The sequence below is a fragment of the Polyangiaceae bacterium genome (assembly GCA_020633205.1).
In the GTDB taxonomy this organism is placed as follows: domain Bacteria; phylum Myxococcota_A; class Polyangia; order Polyangiales; family Polyangiaceae; genus JAHBVY01.
Genome location: JACKEB010000015.1, coordinates 63,609 through 79,248, shown reverse-complemented (window position 1 = coordinate 79,248; position 15,640 = coordinate 63,609). Strand labels below are relative to the sequence as shown.

Sequence of the window (15,640 nt, the reverse complement as noted above, 5' to 3'; positions counted from 1 at the left end):
CCATGCTTTCCGCACAGAACCGACAGCGCGCGCTCAGCGCAGCGATGATGAGCCTCGCCCTCACTTCGCTGAGCTGTGACCGCTCCACCGCTCCAGCGCCAGATAATAGCCTTGAAGAGCCCAGCCAAGCGAGCGCAGCGCCAGCAAGCTCGCCCAGCGTGGCTCCGGCGCCCCTCTCCCCCCCAAAACCAGAGGCAAAACGGCCCTACAACGTAGTCCTCATCTACGTCGATAGCCTACGCGCTGACATGCCTTGGAGCGGCTACCCTCGGAAGATCGCTCCGAACCTGACGAAGTTCGCCCAGCGCGCCGTGTGGTACGAGAACGCGTACTCGCTGTCCAGCTACACCGCTAAATCGATCCCACCAAGCTTGATCGGTGGATATCCGAGTGAGTTGAAGCGGGATGGCTACTTCTTCACCAAGTGGTCGCCCGAAAACCTTTTCCTTGCGGAACGCGTCCAAGGAGCAGGGCACCGTACCCTCGCAGGACACGTGCATGGGTATTTTCAGCCAAAGCTAGCGATGGGCCCCGCGGAGGGGGTGGACGACTATCGCATGATCGAGGGTCACATCGACCTACAGGCGGTGAAATCGGTAACGGACGAGCGCTTGTTCAAGCTCGCCAAACAGATGCTGACGGATCCGAAGAACGTGTCATTGCCGGACGGCAAACGCTTCTTCGCGGTGTTTCACTTCTTGGACCCTCACCACACCTACGAGCGTCACGCAGGGGTGCATGGCTTCGGCAACAAGCCGCGCGACATGTACGACAGCGAGGTCTTGTGGACGGACCGTTGGGTAGGGCAACTGCTCGACTTCATCGAGAGCGCTCCATGGTCCGAGAACACCGCGGTGATCGTGACGGCAGATCATGGCGAGGGCTTCGGAGAGCACAACCACTTCCGACACGCCTACGAGCTATGGGAGTCCTTGGTGCGCGTCCCGCTACTATTCTATATCCCCGGGGCAACGCCAGCGAAGTTGAGCGAAGCCCGCGGACATATCGATCTCGCACCGACGATCGCCGACCTGATGGGGGTCAAGGCGGAGCCCAAGTTTCGCGGCGTGAGCCTGGTGAGTGAGCTGTTCGGCTCGCCACAGCTGCCGCGTCCTGTGGTCGTGGACCTACCGCGGGATGACCTTCAAGACCGCCGTCGTGCGGTGATCGATGGGGGCTGGAAGCTCATCAGCTTCGGTGACGACAAGCGCTTCCAGCTTTACCACTTGAAGGAAGATCCCACGGAGAGCCAGGACCTCGCGAAAACGAACCCGGAACAGCTCGAGCGCATGCGCGCGCTGCTCTCGCGCCTGAACGAGGAAATCCCCACGCAACCGGTGAGCGGCGGGGTGACGCTCAAGGGCGCACCGGCCGGTCGGCGCTACTAAAAGCCGCGGGAACCCTTCGGTTTCTCCAGTCTGGGTTTAGCTGGGGTGACGGAGGTCAAACATTACGGGCGCTTGACTCGCGATTCCTTGAACGACGCCCGTGCATCCATCATGCTCCCGGCCTCTCTGCGTTTGCTGGATTGTTCTACGGGAACGCTGCTCAGTGTCTCTGAGCAGCGTGTCCCCCGCCGTGCCTCTGGGCGCGGCGCTTGAGTAGAACCAGTCGGGCTCCTTCCGCCCGACGGTTCACTCGTTGCCAGAGCCAATACGAACCTCGACTAGCGAGGTTGGGACACCGCGGACGCACCAACAACGAGGAATCGATATGCGGTCTTTCTTGATCAAGGCGTCAGTCGCCGCGGGCTTGCTCGCGTTGACCACCGCCGGCTGTGGCTCCGATGACGGAGGCGGCTCTGGAGGCAACGGTGCGAGCGGTGGCGCAGCGGGCTCCGCAGGTTCGGCGGGCGCTGCAGGCGCTGGCGCGACCGGCGGTACCGCGGGCGTGAGTGGCGGCGGAACGGGGGGCACTGGCGGCAACCCGGACACGCTGAAGATCACCACCTGCACCAACACACCGTCTCCTGCCACCGACCCGGGCGCCAACGTCTGCGCCGTGGAGAGCGGCAGCGGCACGAACACACTGGTCGTCGGCGACGTGCTCGTCCCCGGCGAGGTGTTCGAGGGCGGCGGCGTGCTCTACGACGACACGGGCGCCATCAGCTGCGTCGGTTGCGACTGCGTCGATCAAGCGGCGGACGCCACCAAGATCATCTGCCCGGACGCGACCGTTTCCCCGGGGTTAGTCAACGCCCACGACCACGTTGGCTGGATGAACGGCAGCCCCTGGGTCGCCGGCGATCACAACGTGGACCCGGCGCTGCGCTGGGAGCACCGCCACGACTGGCGCCGTGGCAAGCGGGGCAACCCGTCAATCAACGAGGACGGCGGCGGCGCGAGCACTGACGAGAAGGCCTACGGCGAGCTGCGTTTCGCGCTCGGTGGTGCCACCGCGGTGTTTGGTTCCGGAGACATCGCCGGGATTCTCCGTGACCTCGATCGCACGGGTAGTGGTGACAACGGTCTCGGCCAGCCCGGCGCCGGCTACGACACGTTTCCGCTCGGAGACAGTGACGGCACCCAGCTCGCGACTGGCTGTGGCTACCCCGACGTCAGTGGTCCTCCCGGCGCGAGCGTTCCGGCCTATGCACCCCACGTATCGGAGGGTATCGACGCCGAGGCTCGCAACGAGTTCTTGTGCCTCACTGGTCAAGGCCAAGGAAGCCAGCAGACCCTCGACAATCGCGCGGCGATTATCCACGGCATCGGCTTGAACCCGGTGGATGTCGCGCTGATGGCGTCGACCGGCATCGATCTCATCTGGTCACCTCGCTCGAACGTCTCGCTCTACGGCGACACCGCAAACGTCACCGAGATGGCCCGCGCGGGTGTGAGCATCGGTCTCGGCAGCGACTGGATGCCGTCTGGCTCGATGAACATGCTGCGTGAGCTGAAGTGCGCTGACGAGCTCAACACCGCCAACTACGGCAAGTACTTCAGCGACCAGGCGCTCTGGGTCATGGCGACGCTCGGCTCCGCCCGCGCGCTCGGCATGGACAACGCGATTGGCGTGCTGGCGACGGGTCACAAGGCGGACATCGCGATCTTCGCGAACTCTGGCCGTCAGCATCACCGCGCAGTCATCGACGCTGGCGCCGGTGATGTGGCGCTGGTGTTGCGTGGCGGTCTCCCCGTCACCGGCAACAGCGCGGTCGTCAACGCACTGGCAACCGGCTGCGACGATCTCGGCGACGTGTGCGGCTCCAACAAGAGCGCGTGTCTGACCCGTGACATCGGCAAGAGCTGGAGCGCGTTGCAGTCTGCGGTTGGTTCGCCTGCGTACCCGCTGTTCTTCTGCGGCGTCCCGGATGGCGAGCCGAGCTGTGTGCCTGCGCGCACGCTGACCGATGACTCGGTCAACGGCTCTGGCAACTACGCGGGCATGAGCGTGGCCAACGACCAGGACGGCGATGGTGTTCCGGATTCGGAAGACAACTGCCCCAGCATCTTCAACCCGGTGCGTCCCTTGGATGGCGGCAAGCAGGCCGACTACGACAGCGACGACGTCGGTGACGTATGTGACCCGTGCCCGCTCGAGGCCGCCTCGACGACCTGCAAGACGTTCGATCCGAACGACACCGACGGCGACGGCGTGCCGAACCTGAGCGACAACTGCCCGGCAACGGAGAACGCCGATCAGGCCGACATGGACAACGACGGGAAGGGCGATCTCTGTGATCTCTGCCCCAGCGTGACCAACGTCGGTGACGCCGGGTGTCCCTACGACATCCCCACGCTCAAGACGGATGCCACGCTGCAAGGCGAGCGCGTCGCTGTTCAGGGTGCGGTGGTGACCGGCGTCGGTCCCCAGGGCTTCTTCATCCAGGAGAACACCACGACCTTCAAGGACAACGCGGGTGTCTACATCTTCAACGGCTCTGACGCGAAACCGAACCTCGACGACATCATTGACGTCACGGGCGCGACTCTGACCACCTACTTCAGCCAAATCCAGCTGAATACGGTGAGCTGGACCGCCACCGGCAGCACCTTCCAGATGCCGCCTCGGGTGCTCACCGCTGCTGAGCTCACCCAGTTGGTGACCGATGGCGCTGCGTCACCCCTCGAAGGCCAGCTAATCCAGGTGGAAAATGTGTCCGTGAGCGACGCTGATCCGGTTGGCGGCTCGGGCGACACCAACAACGTCAACGAGTTCGAACTCACCGGCGGCCTGCGCGTCGACGATGCCATCTGGCCAACGGGTCAGACCTTCATCGATCCGTTCCCCACCGTGGGCGAGCAGTTCGTGTCCATCACCGGCCCCGTGTCGTTCCGCAACGACTACCTGAAGTTGCTGCCCCGCGCCCCGACTGACCTCGTGTTCGCGGCGGCAGACGTCGCAGCGTTCAGCTCGGCACAGGTCTACCAGCGCGTTGGCACCCTGGGTAACACCCTCCCGGCGCCGCTCGTCGTGACGCTGACTCGCTCGGTGGCTGCGGCAACGCTGGTCGAGGTGACGTCAGATGACACGGGTACCGCCACGATTCCCGGCAGCCCGTTTACGGTCAACGCTGGGGAAAACAGCGTGACCATTCCCGTCAACGGTGTCGCCGCTGGCACCACGACCCTGCGCGCGAACATCCAGGGACAGACGACGGAGGTGACGACTCAAATCCAGGTGCTCACGGACAACGCGATCCCGAACGTCGTCTCCATCGCGCCCACCTCGGCGACCGTCGTCGTCGGCGACACGCAGCAGTTCACCGTCACCCTCGAGCATCCTGCTCCCGTGGGCGGCATGAACCTCACCGCTGCAGTCACCGGTAGCATTGGCAGCGTTCCGAACCCGATCGCTGTCCCGGCGGACGTCACCCAGGTCATGTTCAACTTCACCGCAGGGAACACGGCAGGCACCGGCCAGATCCAAATCAACGGCACCACGACCGCTGACGTAAGCGTCATCGATCAGCCGGCGGATCTGGATATCGGTGGTTACACGCTGGTTCAGACGACGAGCGCGAAGACCTACGACATCCCCTCCGGTACCATGGTGCCCGCCGGGGGATACGTGATCATCTCGCGCACGGCGACCAAGGCGGAGTTCGAGACGTACTTCGGACTCACCCTGGGAGCGAACGTCATCTACCTCAATGCGGGTGACGCTGGCATCACCATCAACGGCGACGAGACCTACGCTCTGCAAAATGCCTCGAGCACCGTGATCGACGGGCCGAGCATCGCGCAGCCGGCCAGTGCCGGGCGGAACTACTCGCGTGTACAACCCGTGGGCCCCGCGAACATGGCAAGCTCCTGGACGGACCAAGCCGACAGCATTGCCGTGTGTTCGCCAGGCAGCGGGCAAACCATCCCGGGCACCTTGTCGGGGATCTACATCAGCGAGATCAGCGACGTCTCTGGCTCGGGCAACTTCAAGTACGAGTACGTGGAGCTGTTCTACGACGGCGGCTGAGCCAACTAGCTAAAGAGTCACTCGGCGGCGAGTTCCACTTCGGAGCTCGCCGTCGCGTGTTTTGTGGTCAGCGTTTCCCTCGCACCGCGCCAGGCGGCTTCGAGGGCAGCCCAGCTCGCTTTTTCCCGTGCGAAAATTCGGGCAGCTTCCCGCCGATAGGCCTCGTTCAGCTCCGGCTGGTCTTCGCGCAGCGTCCGCGGCTTCTTTTGGGGGTGAGGCGCGCCAGCTTGCGCGTCATGGACATCCTGAGCGCCTTGTTCAGGCTCGATCCAAAGCTCACTGCCAACGCCGATCAGCGTCGGCATACGTCCACGGGACTTCGCTTTGCGAGACTTCTGTCCCGGCGGTCGCTGAGCGACCACCACGGAAAGCTCCGCGCGGCGCCGAACCTGGCTCACGGGTTCGCACGCTTCAGGAAGTGTGGGCATTGCCTCACGGGCGTCGTTGACGGACATGGTCGCACTCGATGGCTGCCATGCGCCTCGAAGCGGGGCCAAGTTTGCGCCGGCGTGGTCGGGCTAGATGCGCGAGATCCCTTTGCTTATGCAGCACCTCAAACGAGGCCGGGGCTCCGCGCGATCTCGCGCAGAGCCCCGACTTGCACTGATATGCGACTAAGCGAGCAGTGAGTCGCCGTTGCTCTCAGCGCCGCTCCCACCGACGACCGGATCCGTGTGCTCCGTTTCGAGGGCGAGACTGAGCACCTCGCTCATGTCTTCCACCAGGTGGATCTCCAGCGCTTCCCGAGTGACCTCGGGGACATCTGCCAGATCGCGCTCGTTCTGCTTGGGTAGTATTACCCTGCGGATTCCCGCTCGGTGTGCTGCGAGCACCTTCGCTTTGATGCCTCCGACCGGCAGTACGCGCCCACGTAGCGAACACTCACCGGTCATCGCGGTGTCTGGGCGAACCTTGCGGCCACTCAGGAGCGACGCGAGCGCCGTGAAGATGGTCACTCCGGCGGAGGGACCGTCTTTGGGGACGGCTCCCGCGGGGACGTGGATGTGCAGGTCCTGTGTATCGAGCACGCTGCTCTCTAGCCCGAGCTCAGGAGCGTGACTTCTGACGTACGTAAGAGCCGCACGGGCTGACTCCTTCATCACGTCACCCAACTGGCCAGTGATCTCGAGGCGCCCTTTGCCTGGCATGCGCGACGTCTCGATGAACAAGATGTCACCGCCAAACGGAGTCCACGCCATTCCCGTCGCCACGCCAGGATAGGCGACTCGCTCGGCCACATCACTACGGAAACGGGGCTTTCCGAGGTAACCCGCGACGTCATCTCGGTCCACGACGAACCGATGTTCGACATCCTTGTTGCGGGCGACTTCCAGCGCGAGCGAGCGACCGAGGCGCGTGAGCTCGCGGTCGAGCTGGCGCACCCCCGCCTCCCGAGTGTAGTCCTCGACGATGCCCTCGAGAGCGGCGTCCGTCAGCGAGAAGGAACCCTCGGGGATGCCGACCTCCTTCATGCGCTTGGGGATCAAGTGCCGACGGGCAATGTGCGACTTCTCAGCCTGAGTGTAGCCGCTGAGTTCGACGATCTCGAGGCGGTCCCGCAGCGGAGCGGAGATGGTATCCAAGCTGTTGGCGGTGCAAACGAACATCACCTCACTCAAGTCGAACGGAGTCTCCAGGTAGTGATCCGTGAAGTGCTTGTTCTGCTCAGGATCGAGCACCTCGAGCAACGCCGCCTCAGGTGAACCGCCGTAGCCATGCCCAAGCTTGTCGATTTCGTCGAGTAGCACGACGGGGTTCTTCACCTCCGCCTGCTTCAACCCAAACACGACGCGCCCAGGGATCGCACCGACATACGTGCGGCGGTGACCGCGGATCTCCGCTTCGTCTCGCACGCCGCCGAGGGCAATGCGCACGAAGGGTCGCTTGGTGGCCTCAGCGATACTACGGCCCAAGCTGGTCTTGCCCACGCCGGGAGGTCCGACCAAGCAGAGAATGGTACCGCGCGGATTTCCTGAGAGTTGCTGGACGGCCATGTGCTCGAGGATTCGCTTCTTCACGTCCTCCATGCCGTAGTGATCCGCTTCGAGCTTGTCGGAGATCGCGTCGATTTCGATGCTGGAGTCAGCGCGTTTACTCCAAGGCAGCGCGGCTAGCCAGTCGAGGTAGCTGCGAATCACGTTGGCTTCCGGCCCTTGGCCTCCTGTCTGGTCGAGGCGCTTGAGCTCACGGTCGGCGATCTTGCGAGCCTCGGGACTGAGCCCCGCGGCGTCGAGGCGCGCTCGTAGGTTATCCGTCTCGTCCTCGTCCTCGTCGTCACCCAGCTCACGCTTGATGGCCTTGAGCTGCTCGCGCAGGATGGCTTCCTTCTGGGTCTTGCCCAGCGACTTACGCACATCTTGCTCGATCTTTGTCCGGAGTTCCGCACGGGTACGCGCCCTGGTCAGGAGCTCGATCACGACCTTCAGTCGCTCGGCCACATCGAGCTCGCTGAGCACAGCAATCGCGTCCTCCGTGTCGAGCCCAAGGCTCGCCGAAATTCGGTCAGCGAAACTGGACGGATCACCTTCAGGAGAGGGGATTTCCCCAAGAGCACCGCCCTTTTGGCTCAGCTCTTCTAGGTGAGTATGCAGCTCTTCCGCGAGGATTGATGCGGCATCACCGGTATTTCCGATCTCAGCGAGCAACACTCCGTCAGCTCGCCAAAACGGTGCGCGGTCGTCGACCGCGTCCAGCGAAAATCGGTCCAGGCCCTCCAGCACGAGCTGATAGACCTTTTCGTTGCGTCGACTGATGCCTACGACCTTCGCGAAGCTGCCGACGGGGTACAAGTCCTCGAGCTTAGGGGCGTCAACGCGGGGATCGCGCTGAGTCGCCACGGCGATGATGTCACCCTCATGTAGCGTGCCCAGGAGTGCGAGCGAGCGCGGACGACCAACGCTCAGGCTGAGCGTCGTGCCGGGGAACACCACGCCAGAGCGCAGTGGAAGCAAAGCAAACGGTGAACTAGGCGCAGGTGCGCCGCCGCGTAGTTTCATCATGAACGCGTACCTCGTCTGGACGTCGCAACGTGTTGCTCGTCCCGCTATTCCGCGCGGATGCTTCGCGCGAGCGTTGGCCGCCCAGGCTTCCGAAATGAAGCCCGACACGGATGGGGGTTATGAACAGCTGAGTGAACGGAACCTAAATTCGTTCACGGAGCTGTCAACACTCGCCGCAAAAACTGGCTCCGGCTTTGCATGCGCGGAGATCGTGAGGGCTGAAGCCTGCGTCTCGAAGCAACGATGTCAATCGCCCCGAGCCAGCAAGCCCCGCGAAATGAGGCGTGCAAGGCCAACCACCTCACGCTTCGCGGTGGCTTCGTCGAGCGTAAACAGCCAGGGCGGCGAGTAAGCAGCACAGGCGCGTTGCACGAGCTGACTCGTCTGCTCCAGATCCGTGAAGGCGAATACCCCCGCGGCCTTCCCTGCCCTCAGCACTCCTTCGAGCAGCTCCGACTCGGCCTGTGAGAAGTGCCCCACGCCCGACTGGGCCGAGCGGCAAAGGACGAAGTCGCACGCGTGGGCCCCCTCCGCCGCCAACGCAAAGAAGACCCGCACTCTCTCCTCGAGGATACGCTCCAGGCAAAGCGACGGCTCCTCGCAGGCTACCGTCTGCATGGCTTCCACGACGCGATGGTGGCGAGAATCCGAGAGCGCGGTGACGATGGAGTCCTTGGACTGAAACTCCAAGTAGACAGTGCCCACGCCGATCCCCGACTCGCGGGCGATATCTCCTACGGTTGTCTTGCCCGCGCCGTGCTCGCGAAATAACCGCTCAGCGGCCCGTAGGATCTCCTCACGCCGATGCGATTTCACGGAGCGATTGTGTCAGCCTGGCGTAAGTCGTTCCAGAGCGCTGGTCACAGCTGAAAATTCACCGCACGCAGCGAGCTGAACTCCTCGGCCACGCTCTGGAGATCGGCGACGGCGCTCGGACCAATCAAGAGCCCGCGGAGCCGGGAGAGCCGAGGGCGATCCAGCTCGCTAAAGCCTCCGCTGAGGCAGCGAGCCGCCAACAAGCAGGTCGGCTCGTCGAGCTCCGGACTGACAAACACCGCGCGGCGGGTGAGCAAGCAGTGCAGCTCCCCGGGTCCCAAAACCCAAACACCGATTGCTTCGTCAAGACCTGACACCAGGACCGCAGCGACTTCCCAATCTACAAACAGTTCGTCGTAGCAACACACCAACTCTAGAGCGCGCGCTCGCAAGACCCAATCAGCCGAAGCCGGATCCGAGATGAGCCTGCGCTCTGGCAGCGTGCTTCCCGGTGGAAAACGCGTAACCATCCCCCCGCCGGTCATGCAAAGAGACCAGCGCTTCCGCAGGCTCTCCCAGTGAGTGAGCAACTCCGAGAGCTCACAGAACAATGGCGGCTCGAGCTCGAGTGTATCGGCGGAGAACGGTGTCACGCCCCGCGAGGGTTCGCTCGTCACGCCGATTGTGCTGTCGTGGACCTCGGTGCGCACAACCGTCAGCACCTCCGGCTCATCGTCGGATGGCTTCGCCGCGCGTGGCATGCGGCCAGGGGTCGGAGAACGAGGAACGATGGGCATGAGTGCTAAGCGAGACGCTCTCGGCGTACCGGCGGAGGCGCAGCCCGGCGGAAATTCCGTCGGTCTTACCCCCTACGAGCGGCGTGGAAACAGGCTTGAGTCTACTGCAGCGCCTGCAGCGAGCAACAGGCGGCTTGCCGAACCGCGGCGACGACCGCATGTGGAGGTCAAGAATCTTTGAGTGCGCCCCCACCTCCGAAGAGCCGATCGCGAGCATTGCTATCCAGCTATTGCCGGGGAATCGCCGGCAAATGTCGCACCGACCCTGGGCAATGCAGACAGACTGTGCTCCGCTTCACCCAGCCGAGGCCCCCAATGCACATCATAATGGTCAAGAAACGTCTCACGAACGGCGAGCCCTGTCCCAAGTGTATTCAAGCCGAGGAAATGTTGCGCGAGCGCGGGCTTTGGGAGCGAATCGACGAAGTCGTCTGGGCGCAAGAGGGGGATGAGAACAGCGCTGGTATGCGCCTAGCTGCGCAGCATGGGGTGACTCTTGCGCCCTTCTTCATCTTCGATGCAGAGGGCGAGGCGCGCGTGGTCACCAGTGCATTGCGAGCTGCCAAGGAGCTGAGCGACGCACCGTCTTCCTCCGCACCGGCAGAGCTCGACCTGGGTAGCGCACGAGAAGAGCTAGCCGCCCTGACCCCGCCCGAGGTGGTGCGCTGGGCGCTGTCGCGCTTCGGCTCGAACCTGGGCATCGCGTTCAGCGGTGCAGAAGACGTCGCGCTCGTTCACATGGCCGCAAGAAGCGGTGTGGCCTTTCGGGTGTTCTGCCTGGACACCGGCCGGCTCCACGCGGAAACATATCGCTTCATCGAGAGGGTGCGTCAGCACTACGGCGTCGAGGTAGAGATGCTGTTCCCTGACGCTGTCGGCGTGGAGAGCCTCGTGCGCAAGAAGGGTCTGTTCAGCTTCTACGATGACGGCCATCAGGAATGCTGCGGTGTGAGGAAGGTCGCTCCGCTGCGCAGAGCACTCGCGAACTACTCGGCATGGATGACCGGCCAGCGCAGAGATCAGAGCCCGACGCGCAGCGCAGTGGAGATCCTAGAGGCGGACGCCACATTCAGCGGAGTGGGCCCGGTGCTCTACAAATTCAATCCGTTGGCTGGGTGGTCCCAACAGCAGGTCTGGGAATACATCCGCACGGAAGATATTCCGTACAACGACCTTCACGACAAGGGGTTCATCTCCATCGGATGCGAGCCGTGTACCCGCGCGACGCGTCCCGGGGAGCACGAGCGCGCTGGGCGCTGGTGGTGGGAAGAGTCCACCCAGCGCGAGTGCGGGCTCCACGTAAAGCACTAGGCTTTGGTCGCCTGACGCGACCGGCGTGCGTTGCGCTGCCTAGCGCTTCCCCAGCGCCTTGCCCAGCTCGCGTACTCCGCGATCCGTCGGCTCGAGCTCCTTCGCTCGCTCGTACTCACCAAGCGCGCTCTTCTTCATATCCGCCGCGAGGTAGGCCTTGCCAAGCACCACGCGGTGCGACGCGCGTTGAGGCGCGATCATCACGGCGTTCTTGGCGAGGCGGATCGCTTGGTTCACGTCGGTGTTCAGCAAGCATAGCGCAGCGCGCTCTAGCAGCTGACCGTTGTGAGGCCTGCCGACATGCGCCTTCTCGTAGAACTGCGCCGCCTCCCTCCACTGACCCTGACGCTCAGCGACCTGACCACGCTGGATGTACTCATCAGCATGCTTTACGGAGACTGCCTGTTCGAGCTTCTCGAGGCGCTCGAGCAGCTCGGCGTTCTCCGGATCGAGGCTGACCGCGATCTTGACGGCATTCCTTGCGGAAATCAAATCGTGTTCACGCTCGGCTTCCTTGGCGGTCTGCAGGTAGCGCGCGATCCGCACTCGCGGATCGCTGGAGCGCTCGGCTTGGAGGCGCCGCATGGAATCCCTTGCGGCGTTCTTGACCTCCTCGCTGGACTTCTGGGGCGGTACGGAGACGCGCCGCATGCTCGGACTGCTAAACTTGCGCGCCAGCGCGCGACGGCGAGCCTCTGAGTCACGGCTCCCCGCGGCGGGGGGACGGGATGAGCCTGCGGCTGGAGGTCGCGAAGAAACTCCAGGAGGTTGACTCATCTGAGGCGCGCGAGGCGGCTTTGGGATGTCGACGGGTGGCGCCGAACTGGTCTGTGTCGTCCGCGAAGCTCGCTCCTGCGCCCCAAGCGCGTTCTCCAAGGCTTCATAGGCGGCGGTCAGGCGCTTGAAGATGCGCTCGAGTTGCGCCTTGTAGGGGCCGAGCTGTTTTCCAAAGTAGCGGTCGGGGTGGTAGCGGCGAATGCCAGCGTGATACGTCGCTCGTATCTCTTCCCGCGAGGAACTGACATCGCAACCGAGGACCACGTACGGATCCGACGACGCGATGCGCTCGGCAACCTCTGAGATCTCCCGTTGGAGTTCCGGCGGTAGCTCGATGACCTCTTCAAGTACCTCCGGCTCCGCCGCGGCTTGCGCTGGAGTGCCCGAGATCCCAGACGGCCGCTCTAGGGACCGACGGGCGGTAGCATGCTCGAGCAGCTCAGCTTCTGTCGCCCGCTCCAAACCTCCGGGCCGCGGGCGCCCCATGTCCACGAGGCCGCGCACCTCCAGCTCTGACACCAACGGCGCGATCTGCTCGACGCTGGTCCCAAGCAATTGGGCGAGCTCGACCACCGAAGACCGATCGTCGATCAGTCCCAGCAGCATGCTGGCATCGGGGCTGATCCCGGAAGGATCGCCAAACAGCCGCTTGGGAACCAACGCCCCCAGCCCATCGTCTCTCGTCTCGGCAGCCACACCGTCACCCTTCGGTGCCATGGAGTGGGGATCATCGCACACTCCTATTACTCACGGGAGATGCCTCGAATTTGCACGTCACATGCAAATTTGTATTTGCACGTGCCGTGCAAATACATCAGCGTCCATGCATGAACGCCGCACGCTCGTCGCTGCTGGTTGCGCTGCTCTGCCTCGCTTGCTCCAAGTCTGAGCCCACGCCGGCTCCGCTCGTCCCCACTCCAAGGACGCTGACTGACCACTGCCAAAGCGCAATCGGTGCTCCCCGAGTAGTGACCGTCACGCCCCAGCTGTTCGTGGCAGTTGGCTACGATCTCGCAAACACGATCGTGCTCCGCACACCGGACGGAAACGTCGTAGTCGACGCGATGATGAGCCCAGAGCGCGCAGCCCAAGCGAAGGCGGAGCTCTCCAAGGTTGCGCCTGGCCCCACGAAGGCGCTGATCTTCACCCACAGCCACATCGATCACGTTGGGGGAGCCAATGTGTGGCTGGACGAGGGCACGGAGATCTGGGCGACCTCGCGATTCCGGGATCACTTCATCAAGCAGTACGGGGTGTTCCAGCGTGCGGAACGTATCCGCGGGGTAAGACAGTTCGGACGCAATGTAGACAAGCAATCGCTCGAGTGCTCGGCGCTCGGCAAGAACCCCGACTTTGACCTGCACGTAGGCGGCGGCATTCGCATGCCAACCAAGACGTTCAGCGAGAAGACAAGCTTTCAGGTCGGTGGCGTGGAGATTCAACTCGTCGAGGCGCACGGCGAAACCGACGATGAGCTCTTCGTGTGGATCCCAAGTCAGAAAGCGCTACTCCCGGGGGACAACTTCTATCGCGCTTTCCCGAATCTCTACACGATCCGCGGAACCCGCGCGCGCCCCGTGTCAGAGTGGATTGGCAGCCTTGATGCCATGCGGCGCCTCGAGCCCGAGCACCTGGTGCCGTCCCACACCGTCCCGGTGTCGGGGAAGGAGGCCGTGAGGAAGGCGCTGGTCACTTACCGTGACGGCATCGCCTACGTGCGGAATGCAGTGGTGCAAGGCGCAAACGCCGGACGCAGCGTAGATGAACTGGCCGACACGATTCACCTCCCCCCCCACCTGGCGAACGCACCGGAACTGGCGGAACTCTACGGGCAGGTGGACTGGTCGGTGCGAGCCATCTACGACAACGAACTTGGGTGGTTCGATGGCAGCGCTGAGTCACTCTACCCGTTACCCAAACGAGAGCTGAGCAAGCGGGAGCTCGAAGCCATGGGCGGCACCGCGAAGGTCTTGGAGATGGCCAAGCAGGCCCTGGACGGAGGCGATGCGCGCTGGGCCATGCACCTACTCGCGAAGCTCGAAGATGCCGCAGATGATTCCGCGCGAAAAGAGCTAAAGCCGCTCTTCGCGCGCGCTCTCCGCGGCGTTGGGCAGGATGTCTACAACACCAACGGGCGCGGGTACCTTCTGCAAACGGCGCTCGAAGCCGAAGGCAAAGACAGCACGCTCAAGCCAGAAGTCAGCGATACGCTACTCTCGGAGCTACCCGTCTCGACATTCTTCGACACCATGGCGACACGACTCAAGACCGACGAAGCAAAAGACGTTCAGGAAACGCTGAAGATCCAGTTCAAGGACCTGGACGAAAGCGTGTTCGTTACCGTAAGAAACGGCGTCGCTGAAATCGCCATGGGCGATCCGCTACCTGGGACCCCAGAGCCTTTCGCAACGCTGCGCACGGACAGCTTGACCTGGAAACGCATGGCTCTCGGCAAAGACAACCCACTCGCTGCGAGCCTCGACAAGCGCCTGACCATCGACGGCGAGCTGCTCAGGGTGAGGCGCTTCACAGAGCGCTTCGAGAAGGGGCTATGAGCGCACCCAACAGAGCGTGGTACGCAGAATGACCGCCGCCCCAATCGATGGCCGTGTGAAGCGCCGCATGCAGACGCGCAAGCGCATCATTGAGGCGCTGCGCTCGTTGATCGCCAGCGGCAGCGCAAAACCCACCGCCGAACAGATCGCGAAACAAGCGAACGTTTCCCTGCGGTCCATTTATCAACACTTCTCCGATCTCGACGACCTGTTCGCGGAGTTGGCCAAGCAGTCCCTCGAACCCTCTGAGCTCGAGCGAAGCCGAGCGAACAGCGACTCGACCAGCGAAGGGGAACTGCACACGCGCATTGCCGCGGTGGTGGAGCAACGCGACCGCTACTACGACGAGATTCACGACTCCGCCAAGCTCGCGCTGAGGCTCGAAGCCTCTTCAGATGAAGTCGCGCGCGCGGTGCGCGCGGTACGCAAGGAGCTTCGCCAGCAGGTGACTACTAGCTTCGCACCAGAGCTAGACTTATGCAGCGAAGAAGAACGGGAAGATCGCCTGGAGGCGTGCATCGTGGCGCTTTCATTCAGCACCTACGAGCTACTCCGAACCCATCACGGACTCAGCCGAGTTCGTTACCGCAGAGTAACGAAGCGCAGCCTCGCGCTGCTGCTGACTAGCGCTTGATGGCAGGAGGAATGGGGTACAGCTCGACAAGTAGCGCGTTGTTCCGAAACCCCAGCGCTTCGCGTTGAATGCGCAGATCGCGAACGCGGAGCTTGGCGTACTCACGCATCCGGTTGAAGTCATCGATCAAGAGAGCCTTGCCCTCCTCGTCAGCCTTCCGCATGCGGGCAGCCAGCACATCGAGCTCGAGCAGAGCGCGATTGATCCGATCCTCAGCTCGCCCGAGGGACGCGGCCATCTCCTCGACAATTTCCCGCTGGATTTTACCGAGTTCTGCACTTCGTCGCGCCTCGGCGGTCTTCGCGCGCAGTCGCTCGAGGTAGGGGCTCTGAAACCCCTCAGCGGATAGTCGCTTGACCAGGTCCCGGGCTCGGTCCTCCATGCACGAGGGATCTA

General features: G+C 63.4%; 11 protein-coding genes. 5 read left to right on the top strand and 6 right to left on the bottom strand.

Features of this window, described 5'->3' with window-relative positions:
• The first annotated feature begins 2 nt into the window (after positions 1-2).
• Both H6718_23280 and H6718_23275 read left to right on the top strand, forming a co-directional pair.
• Positions 3-1,388, top strand: coding sequence for a sulfatase (locus H6718_23280; protein MCB9588350.1), 1,386 nt, complete (start codon positions 3-5; stop codon positions 1,386-1,388).
• Between the two features lie 1,576 nt (positions 1,389-2,964).
• On the top strand, positions 2,965-5,415 hold the full coding sequence (locus H6718_23275; GenBank protein ID MCB9588349.1) for a thrombospondin type 3 repeat-containing protein: 2,451 nt from the start codon (positions 2,965-2,967) through the stop codon (positions 5,413-5,415).
• Positions 5,416-5,432: 17 nt separating this feature from the next.
• Here the strand turns inward: H6718_23275 and H6718_23270 are convergent, their stop codons facing one another.
• The 4 genes from H6718_23270 to H6718_23255 form a co-directional block, all read right to left on the bottom strand.
• On the bottom strand, positions 5,433-5,870 hold the full coding sequence (locus H6718_23270; GenBank protein MCB9588348.1) for a hypothetical protein: 438 nt from the start codon (positions 5,868-5,870) through the stop codon (positions 5,433-5,435).
• 159 nt (positions 5,871-6,029) lie between these two features.
• Entirely contained in the window at positions 6,030-8,414 is a 2,385-nt protein-coding gene (lon, locus tag H6718_23265) for an endopeptidase La (protein ID MCB9588347.1), read from the bottom strand.
• A gap of 246 nt (positions 8,415-8,660) precedes the next feature.
• Positions 8,661-9,230 (bottom strand): TetR/AcrR family transcriptional regulator, encoded by a 570-nt coding sequence (locus tag H6718_23260; GenBank protein ID MCB9588346.1) that lies wholly within the window; start codon positions 9,228-9,230, stop codon positions 8,661-8,663.
• Positions 9,231-9,274: 44 nt separating this feature from the next.
• Entirely contained in the window at positions 9,275-9,931 is a 657-nt protein-coding gene (locus H6718_23255) for a hypothetical protein (protein ID MCB9588345.1), read from the bottom strand.
• Between the two features lie 501 nt (positions 9,932-10,432).
• Between H6718_23255 and H6718_23250 the strand changes: the two genes are divergently transcribed.
• A complete protein-coding gene (locus H6718_23250; GenBank protein MCB9588344.1) occupies positions 10,433-11,278 on the top strand; it encodes a phosphoadenylyl-sulfate reductase in 846 nt (281 codons plus the stop codon).
• 39 nt (positions 11,279-11,317) lie between these two features.
• On the opposite strand, the gene H6718_23245 is transcribed toward H6718_23250, so the two are convergent.
• A complete protein-coding gene (locus H6718_23245; protein ID MCB9588343.1) occupies positions 11,318-12,772 on the bottom strand; it encodes a DnaJ domain-containing protein in 1,455 nt (484 codons plus the stop codon).
• A gap of 110 nt (positions 12,773-12,882) precedes the next feature.
• On the opposite strand from H6718_23245, the gene H6718_23240 reads away from it, so the two are divergent.
• Positions 12,883-14,610, top strand: a complete 1,728-nt coding sequence (locus H6718_23240; protein ID MCB9588342.1) for an MBL fold metallo-hydrolase — start codon at positions 12,883-12,885, stop codon at positions 14,608-14,610.
• Positions 14,611-14,638: 28 nt separating this feature from the next.
• The gene (locus H6718_23235; GenBank protein ID MCB9588341.1) at positions 14,639-15,244 is read left to right on the top strand and encodes a TetR/AcrR family transcriptional regulator; all 606 of its coding nucleotides are present in this window, start codon (positions 14,639-14,641) and stop codon (positions 15,242-15,244) included.
• Here the strand turns inward: H6718_23235 and H6718_23230 are convergent.
• On the bottom strand, positions 15,234-15,626 hold the full coding sequence (locus tag H6718_23230; GenBank protein ID MCB9588340.1) for a hypothetical protein: 393 nt from the start codon (positions 15,624-15,626) through the stop codon (positions 15,234-15,236). The two genes, H6718_23235 and H6718_23230, sit on opposite strands and share 11 nt — an antisense overlap.
• Between the last annotated feature and the right edge of the window lie 14 nt (positions 15,627-15,640).

What these genes read in the sequence shown, in the direction of transcription:
- H6718_23280 (MCB9588350.1), top strand. Translation starts at nt 3, where the DNA reads ATGCTTTCCGCACAGAACCGACAGCGCGCGCTCAGCGCAGCGATGATG.
- H6718_23275 (MCB9588349.1), top strand. Translation starts at nt 2,965, where the DNA reads ATGGCGACGCTCGGCTCCGCCCGCGCGCTCGGCATGGACAACGCGATT.
- H6718_23270 (MCB9588348.1), bottom strand. Translation starts at nt 5,870, where the DNA reads ATGTCCGTCAACGACGCCCGTGAGGCAATGCCCACACTTCCTGAAGCG.
- lon (MCB9588347.1), bottom strand. Translation starts at nt 8,414, where the DNA reads ATGATGAAACTACGCGGCGGCGCACCTGCGCCTAGTTCACCGTTTGCT.
- H6718_23255 (MCB9588345.1), bottom strand. Translation starts at nt 9,931, where the DNA reads ATGCCACGCGCGGCGAAGCCATCCGACGATGAGCCGGAGGTGCTGACG.
- H6718_23250 (MCB9588344.1), top strand. Translation starts at nt 10,433, where the DNA reads ATGCGCCTAGCTGCGCAGCATGGGGTGACTCTTGCGCCCTTCTTCATC.
- H6718_23245 (MCB9588343.1), bottom strand. Translation starts at nt 12,772, where the DNA reads ATGGCACCGAAGGGTGACGGTGTGGCTGCCGAGACGAGAGACGATGGG.
- H6718_23240 (MCB9588342.1), top strand. Translation starts at nt 12,883, where the DNA reads ATGAACGCCGCACGCTCGTCGCTGCTGGTTGCGCTGCTCTGCCTCGCT.
- H6718_23235 (MCB9588341.1), top strand. Translation starts at nt 14,639, where the DNA reads ATGACCGCCGCCCCAATCGATGGCCGTGTGAAGCGCCGCATGCAGACG.
- H6718_23230 (MCB9588340.1), bottom strand. Translation starts at nt 15,626, where the DNA reads ATGGAGGACCGAGCCCGGGACCTGGTCAAGCGACTATCCGCTGAGGGG.